This is a genomic window from Ilyobacter sp. (genome assembly GCF_041583315.1).
Classification (GTDB): domain Bacteria; phylum Fusobacteriota; class Fusobacteriia; order Fusobacteriales; family Fusobacteriaceae; genus Ilyobacter.
In genome coordinates, this window is sequence record NZ_JBFHGC010000111.1 from 1 (window position 1) to 6,208 (window position 6,208).

General features: G+C 35.5%; 5 protein-coding genes. All 5 read left to right on the forward strand.

Annotated elements, in window-relative coordinates:
* Positions 1–2,110, forward strand: a 2,110-nt coding sequence (gene polA, locus ABZA26_RS05370) for a DNA polymerase I (RefSeq protein ID WP_372713490.1), incomplete at its 5' end; no start/stop codon positions are given.
* Positions 2,111–2,122: 12 nt separating this feature from the next.
* A complete protein-coding gene (whiA, locus tag ABZA26_RS05375) occupies positions 2,123–3,037 on the forward strand; it encodes a DNA-binding protein WhiA (protein WP_372713491.1) in 915 nt (304 codons plus the stop codon).
* 6 nt (positions 3,038–3,043) lie between these two features.
* Positions 3,044–3,985 carry a bifunctional riboflavin kinase/FAD synthetase gene (locus ABZA26_RS05380; RefSeq protein ID WP_372713492.1) on the forward strand — a complete coding sequence of 314 codons (942 nt, stop codon included), beginning with the start codon at positions 3,044–3,046 and terminating at the stop codon, positions 3,983–3,985.
* Positions 3,978–4,655: a ScpA family protein gene (locus tag ABZA26_RS05385; protein ID WP_372713493.1), complete on the forward strand. Its 678-nt coding sequence runs from the start codon at positions 3,978–3,980 to the stop codon at positions 4,653–4,655. Before ABZA26_RS05380 ends, ABZA26_RS05385 begins: the two co-directional genes overlap by 8 nt.
* Before the next feature lie 56 nt (positions 4,656–4,711).
* Positions 4,712–6,172 carry a murein biosynthesis integral membrane protein MurJ gene (gene murJ / locus ABZA26_RS05390; protein ID WP_372713494.1) on the forward strand — a complete coding sequence of 487 codons (1,461 nt, stop codon included), beginning with the start codon at positions 4,712–4,714 and terminating at the stop codon, positions 6,170–6,172.
* The last annotated feature ends 36 nt before the right edge of the window (positions 6,173–6,208 follow it).

Here is a 6,208-nt window from a genome sequence, read left to right on the forward strand (position 1 = left end):
GATAATGCTTGAGAAGTACAAAAATCTGGAAGGTGTGTACGAACACCTCGATGAGCTGTCTGATCTTCCGGGGATAGGGAAGGGCCTTGTAAAGAATATAGAGGAAGACAGAGACCTGGCTTTTCTCAGCAGAGACCTGGCAACCATAGACTTAGAAATACCTGTGGAGTATAATACTGAGAAACTTCAGCACGGGATAGAAGAGGGGAGGCTTTATGAGCTCTTCAAAAACCTGGAATTTAAAGCTCTCATAAAAAAGCTCAAGCTGCGAGAAGGCACGGAAGAGAAAGAAATATCACAAGATAAAAATGTAAAAGAAGAGAGTCCTTCACAGGATAATGGTCAGATGAGTCTTTTCGGAGGTAAAATTCCAGAAGAGATCGTTGTTGAGAGAGAGAATAAGATAATCACAAGTAAAGAGATGTTTGAGGATATGCTGAAAACAGCAAAGTCTGAAAAAAAGGCAGTTGTCTTATATGGCGAGTGCGGAATGGCAGTAACCCTAAAAAATGGCAGCTACTATATACCTGTGGGTCATGATTATGTAGGGGCACAAAATAACGACAGAGAATTTTTAAAGGAGCTTTTGTCTTCTGACATAGAGTTTATATCATATAAATTTAAAGAGATACTTAATGAAGGATATGAGATAAAAAACATACATTTTGATGCAATGATAGCTTATTTTCTTCTCACTGCTCAGACCAAAGAAGATATAGAGGCAGTACTCTATAACGAAACAGGGGAGGATTTTCCTCTGTATAAAGAAGTTTTTGGTAAAGAGAAGCCTTCAAAGCTTCCTGTGAAAGAATACGGTGAGTTTTTAATAAAAAGAAGTGAGGCTCTTTATGAAGTATATGGAGATTTGAAGAAGAAAATAGAAGATGAGGATCTTCACGACCTTTTTTATAATGTGGAGATGAAACTTATTTTGATTCTTTCCAAAATGGAAAGAGAGGGTATAGCTATAGACCCTGAGTATTTTAAAAAATACAGCTTAGAACTAACTGATAAACTTGAAAAACTTAAAAAGAGTATCTTTGAAATATCTGAAGAGGAGTTCAACCTGAATTCTCCAAAACAACTTGCTGAGATACTTTTTATGAAACTCAATATAGAACCTGTGAGTAAGACGAAGACAGGATTTTCTACAAATGTAGATGTACTAGAGATACTGAGAGACAGAGGAGAAAAGATAGCTGAATATATCCTGGATTACAGAAAGCTTACAAAACTTCAGAGTACCTATGTAGATGCTCTTCCAAAACTGATGGATAAGAGCAACAGGCTACACACAACTTTTAACCAGACAGGTGCTGCTACAGGAAGACTGTCTTCTTCTAACCCGAATCTTCAGAATATACCTGTCAAGAGTGACGAAGGAATAAAGATAAGACGTGGCTTTGTATCTGATGAGGGGAATACACTTTTAGCTATAGATTATTCTCAGATAGAGCTGAGAGTGCTGGCAGAAATTTCAGGAGATGAGACTCTCATAAAAGCTTATGCAGACGGGTTGGATCTTCATGATCTTACGGCAAAGAAAATATTTGATATAGATACAGACGTTAGCAGAAGTCAGAGAACTATGGCAAAGATAGTAAATTTTAGTATTATTTACGGGAAAACTCCCTTTGGTCTTTCAAAAGAGCTGGGAATAACTCAAAAAGATGCCAAGGAGTATATCAAAAGATATTTTGCTCAATATCCGAGAGTCAAAGAACTTGAGGAAAAAATCATAAAAAATGCAGAAGAGACAGGATATGTAAAAACATATTTCGGAAGAAAAAGATCAGTAGACGGTATAACCTCAAAAAACAACAACATAAAAAAGCAAGCTGACAGAATGGCCGTAAACACAGTTATTCAAGGAACTGCAGCAGATATTCTGAAAAAAGTAATGATAGAAATAGATAAGGAAATCGGAAGTAAAAAAGATATAAAAATGAATCTACAGGTTCATGATGAGCTTATTTTTGAGGTTAAAGATAATATGGTGGAAAAATATGCAAAGTTAATAAAAAATATAATGGAAAACAGCATAGAATTTCAAAAGGTAAAATTAGAGGCAAATGTTGCCTATGGAAAAAATTGGGCAGAAGCTAAGTAAAGGAGTGAGAAGATGTCATATACTCACATGGTCAAAGAGGAGGTATTAAAAAAAGAGATAAATTCTCCTCTGGAAAAACTTTTGGAAATATATTCTTTTTTGAAGGGTAAAAAATCGATTTTAGAAGACAGAATAGAGATAAAACTTGAAAACAGAGAGGTCGCAGAAAGGGTCTATGATTTTCTAAAAGAGATTACTCAAATGAAAATTTTTATAAAATACTCTGTAAGCATGAGACTGGGAGAGCACAATGTATATACCATAACCCTTCCTAAGCAGAAAGGGTATGGCGATTTTATAAATAAACTCAATAAGTACGATAATATTGAACTGGGTGATTATGATGAAAAGTTTAAAGGGTTTTTGAGAGGCTTATTTCTAAGCTGCGGTTATATAAAATCCCCAGAGAAAGAATATGCTATGGATTTTTTTATTGACAGCGAAGAAATTGGCGAAAAACTTTATAATACTCTCAAGATGAAGGATAAGAGGGTATTTAAAACGAAAAAAAGAAATAAATCTCTCATTTATCTGAGAAATTCAGAAGATATCATGGATATAATGGTCAATGTAGGTGCCATCACAGAGTTTTTTAAATATGAAGAAGTAACTATGATGAGGGATCTGAAAAATAAAACCATAAGAGAAATCAACTGGGAAGTGGCCAACGAAACTAAAACTCTGGATACTGGAAAAAAACAGATAAAAATGATAAAATACATAGGAAAGAAAATAGGGCTGAATAATCTCAGCGGAGTTCTTGAGGAGATTGCCTTTTTAAGACTTCATAATCCTGAAAGTTCCCTTACAGAGCTGGCAGAGATGGTGGGGATCTCAAAGTCAGGAATAAGAAATAGATTCCGTAGAATAGAACATGTCTACAATGAATTGATCGAAAAAGAAAAAACTGGAGAGAATCAAGAGTGAGGGACTATGAAAATAATAGATAATATATTTACAACAGAGGAAAAGTTCCCAAATACATATGTGGCTATAGGCTCTTTTGACGGCATACACTCAGGCCATAAAGAGGTCATATGTTCTGCAGTCAAAAGAGCTAAGGAAAAAAACGGTAAATCAGTGGTGTTTACCTTTGCTAACCATCCTATGGAAGTTGTGGATAAAAGCAGAGTTCCTAAGCTCATAAATTCAAGAGAGGAAAAAATCCATATTCTCGACGATATAGGTGTTGATTATGTGATTTTTCAGCCCTTTGATGACGAGTTTTCTACAATGGCTCCCTTTGATTTTGTAGAGGATATACTAAAAGAAAAGCTCAGTGCCAAAGAGATTTTTGTAGGTTTCAACTTTTCATTTGGAGAAGGCGGAGTGGCAAAAACCAACGATCTGATAGAACTTGGCAAGGCAGTGAATATAAAGGTCAATAAAATACCTCCTGTAAAAATAGATGACAGGGTAATAAGCTCGACTCTCATAAGAAAGCTTATTACAAAAGGTGATCTAGATAAAGTGAAGGAATATCTGGGGTATCCCGTTTTTATAATCGGAGAGGTAATCCACGGAAAAAAATATGGTAGAAAAATGGGGTTTCCCACAGCGAATCTGAGTATACTAAATAAAGTCTACCCTCCTTTTGGAATATACGGAGCCTCTGTAAGAATAGAGGGAGACGACAAGGAACACGATGCTGTGGTGAATATAGGGAGAAACCCGACCCTGAAGCCCGGAGAGCAGAGTATAGAGGTTCATATCCTTGACTTTGATGAATATATATACGGAAAAAAACTTTATGTAAAACTAGTTAAGTTTTTAAGGGAAGAAAAGAGATTTTCATCTATGGAGGAATTGAAAAAAGTTATTAGAAACGATGTTTTAACATGGAAAAGTTATTTGGAAGAGGGGTCATATGAATAATGTAACTCTAAAAATTGATAACTTTGAGGGGCCTTTGGATCTATTGCTACATCTCATTGATAAAAAAGAGCTAGAGATAGCCAAGATAAAAATATCCCAGCTTATAGATGAATATCTGAGCTTTCTGTCTAATTTTAAAAGAGAAAATTTGAATATAAAAGTAGAATTTTTGATAATAGCAAGTGAACTTCTTGAAATCAAAGCTCTTTCTGTACTCAATATGAGAGAGCGTGAAAAACGTGAAGAAGAACTGGGGAAAAGACTTCAAGAGTATAAGTTTTATAAGGATGTTACTGTAAAGATAAGGGAACTGGAAAATGAGTTTAATATCCCCTATACCCGGGAAGAGGGGAAAAAAATAAAAAAGAACCCTTCCCATGAGTTTGATCTCACCAGGCTCTCAATAATGGATGTATTCAGAGCCTATAGCAATTATCTGGAGGAGAACGTAAAAGAAACTCTGGAAATTAACATTGAACAAAAATACTATCTCCAGGAAGAGATGAAAAAGATAAAAGAGGTCCCTGTGGGAAAACAATTCCATCTGAAAGAATTTTTTGAAAAAGCAGAAAACAGGATACACCTCGTATATATCCTTCTTGCAATCCTGGAGTTGTACAAAGAAAATTTAATAGAGATAGAAGGGGAGACCCTAAAAGTATGTAAATAAGTGGCAAGATTCTTGTCACTTTTTCTATGATTACTATAAAAGATGACGGTGATGAAATGTTTAGAAGCGGAATGTTAGTAATGGTGATAACCATGGCGAGCAGAATTTTAGGACTAGTAAGAACGGCTATGATAGCATATTATTTCGGGGCCAGTAAGTTTACAGATGCTTATTTCAGTGCGTTTAAAATAAGCAATCTTTTCAGACAGCTCCTTGGAGAGGGAGCCCTGGGAACAGTATTTATACCGGTTTATAATGAAAGAGTTGCAAAACACGGAGAAGAGGCCGGGAAACAACTTATTTTCTCAATATTAAATCTTCTTTTTGTGGGGACATCTATTATTACTTTATGTATGGTGGTATTTTCCGGCCAGATTATAGATATAATAGTAATGGGATATCCTCCGGAAACCAAGGTTATAGCAGCCAGACTTCTAAAAATCATGGCAGTTTATCTGGTTTTTATAGGAATGTCGGGAATGATATGTGCAGTTCTCAATAATTTTAAACAGTTTGCAGTACCGGCGGCGACCTCACTGCTTTTCAATATAGCCATAATAATATCTGCAGTGTTTTGGGGAAAATCAGTGGGTATAGATGCCCTGGCAGTGGGTGTAGTTATAGGGGGAATGCTTCAGTTTCTTATGGTTTTGCCTAGTTTTTTTAATATTATAAAAAAATATGAATTTACCATAGACTTGAAAGACCCGTCTTTAAGAAGAGTTTTTTACCTTATTTTACCTATGCTTTTAGGAATATTTGCAAAACAGATTAACAGTGTGGTGGATCAGTTTTTTGCATCTTATTTAAAATCAGGAGGAGTAACAGCCCTCGAAAATGCTACGAGACTTTATAATCTTCCTTTGGGAGTATTCGGTATATCCATCGCCACAGTTATCTACCCTAGCATGTCTAGGGCCATAGAGAGAAAGGCCTTTGACGAAATGAGGGACAGGCTTAGCAAAGGACTAAATATCCTGCTGTTTCTTATAATCCCTTCAATAGCAGTTCTGACTGTATATTCTAAAGATGTCATATCGCTTGTATTTTCATACGGAGAATATGGAGGAGATGCTGTGATAGTTACTTCTCAGTCTTTGCTTTATTACTCCATAGGGCTTTATTTTTATACTGCTATTCATCTTCTCAGCAGGGCCTTTTACGGGATGAAAAATACCAGAGATCCGGTAAAATTTTCCATTGTTTCCATTGTACTAAACATAATTTTAAATGCTCTTTTCATACAAAAATTTGAACACAAAGGACTTGCCCTTGCTACCTCTATAGCATCAGGAGTCAATTTTTTCCTTTTGGTGTATTATTTTAAAAAGAAATATATAGGGGTCAACCTTGGAAAAATGGGGAAATTTTTGGTAAAAATACTTGCCACGACTATGGGCGCCGTTTTTGCCAGCTATTTTATAAATGTTGTTTTAATTAAACTATTGGTATTTTCCCTGGTTTATCTTACTCCTTGGATGATGCCTCTTAAAAGGAGGGGGATAGATGTATTCTAATGAACTCTCTACATCCACAAATTATAAGGTATACAC

What these genes read in the sequence shown, in the direction of transcription:
- whiA (WP_372713491.1), top strand. Translation starts at nt 2,123, where the DNA reads ATGTCATATACTCACATGGTCAAAGAGGAGGTATTAAAAAAAGAGATA.
- ABZA26_RS05380 (WP_372713492.1), top strand. Translation starts at nt 3,044, where the DNA reads ATGAAAATAATAGATAATATATTTACAACAGAGGAAAAGTTCCCAAAT.
- ABZA26_RS05385 (WP_372713493.1), top strand. Translation starts at nt 3,978, where the DNA reads ATGAATAATGTAACTCTAAAAATTGATAACTTTGAGGGGCCTTTGGAT.
- murJ (WP_372713494.1), top strand. Translation starts at nt 4,712, where the DNA reads ATGTTTAGAAGCGGAATGTTAGTAATGGTGATAACCATGGCGAGCAGA.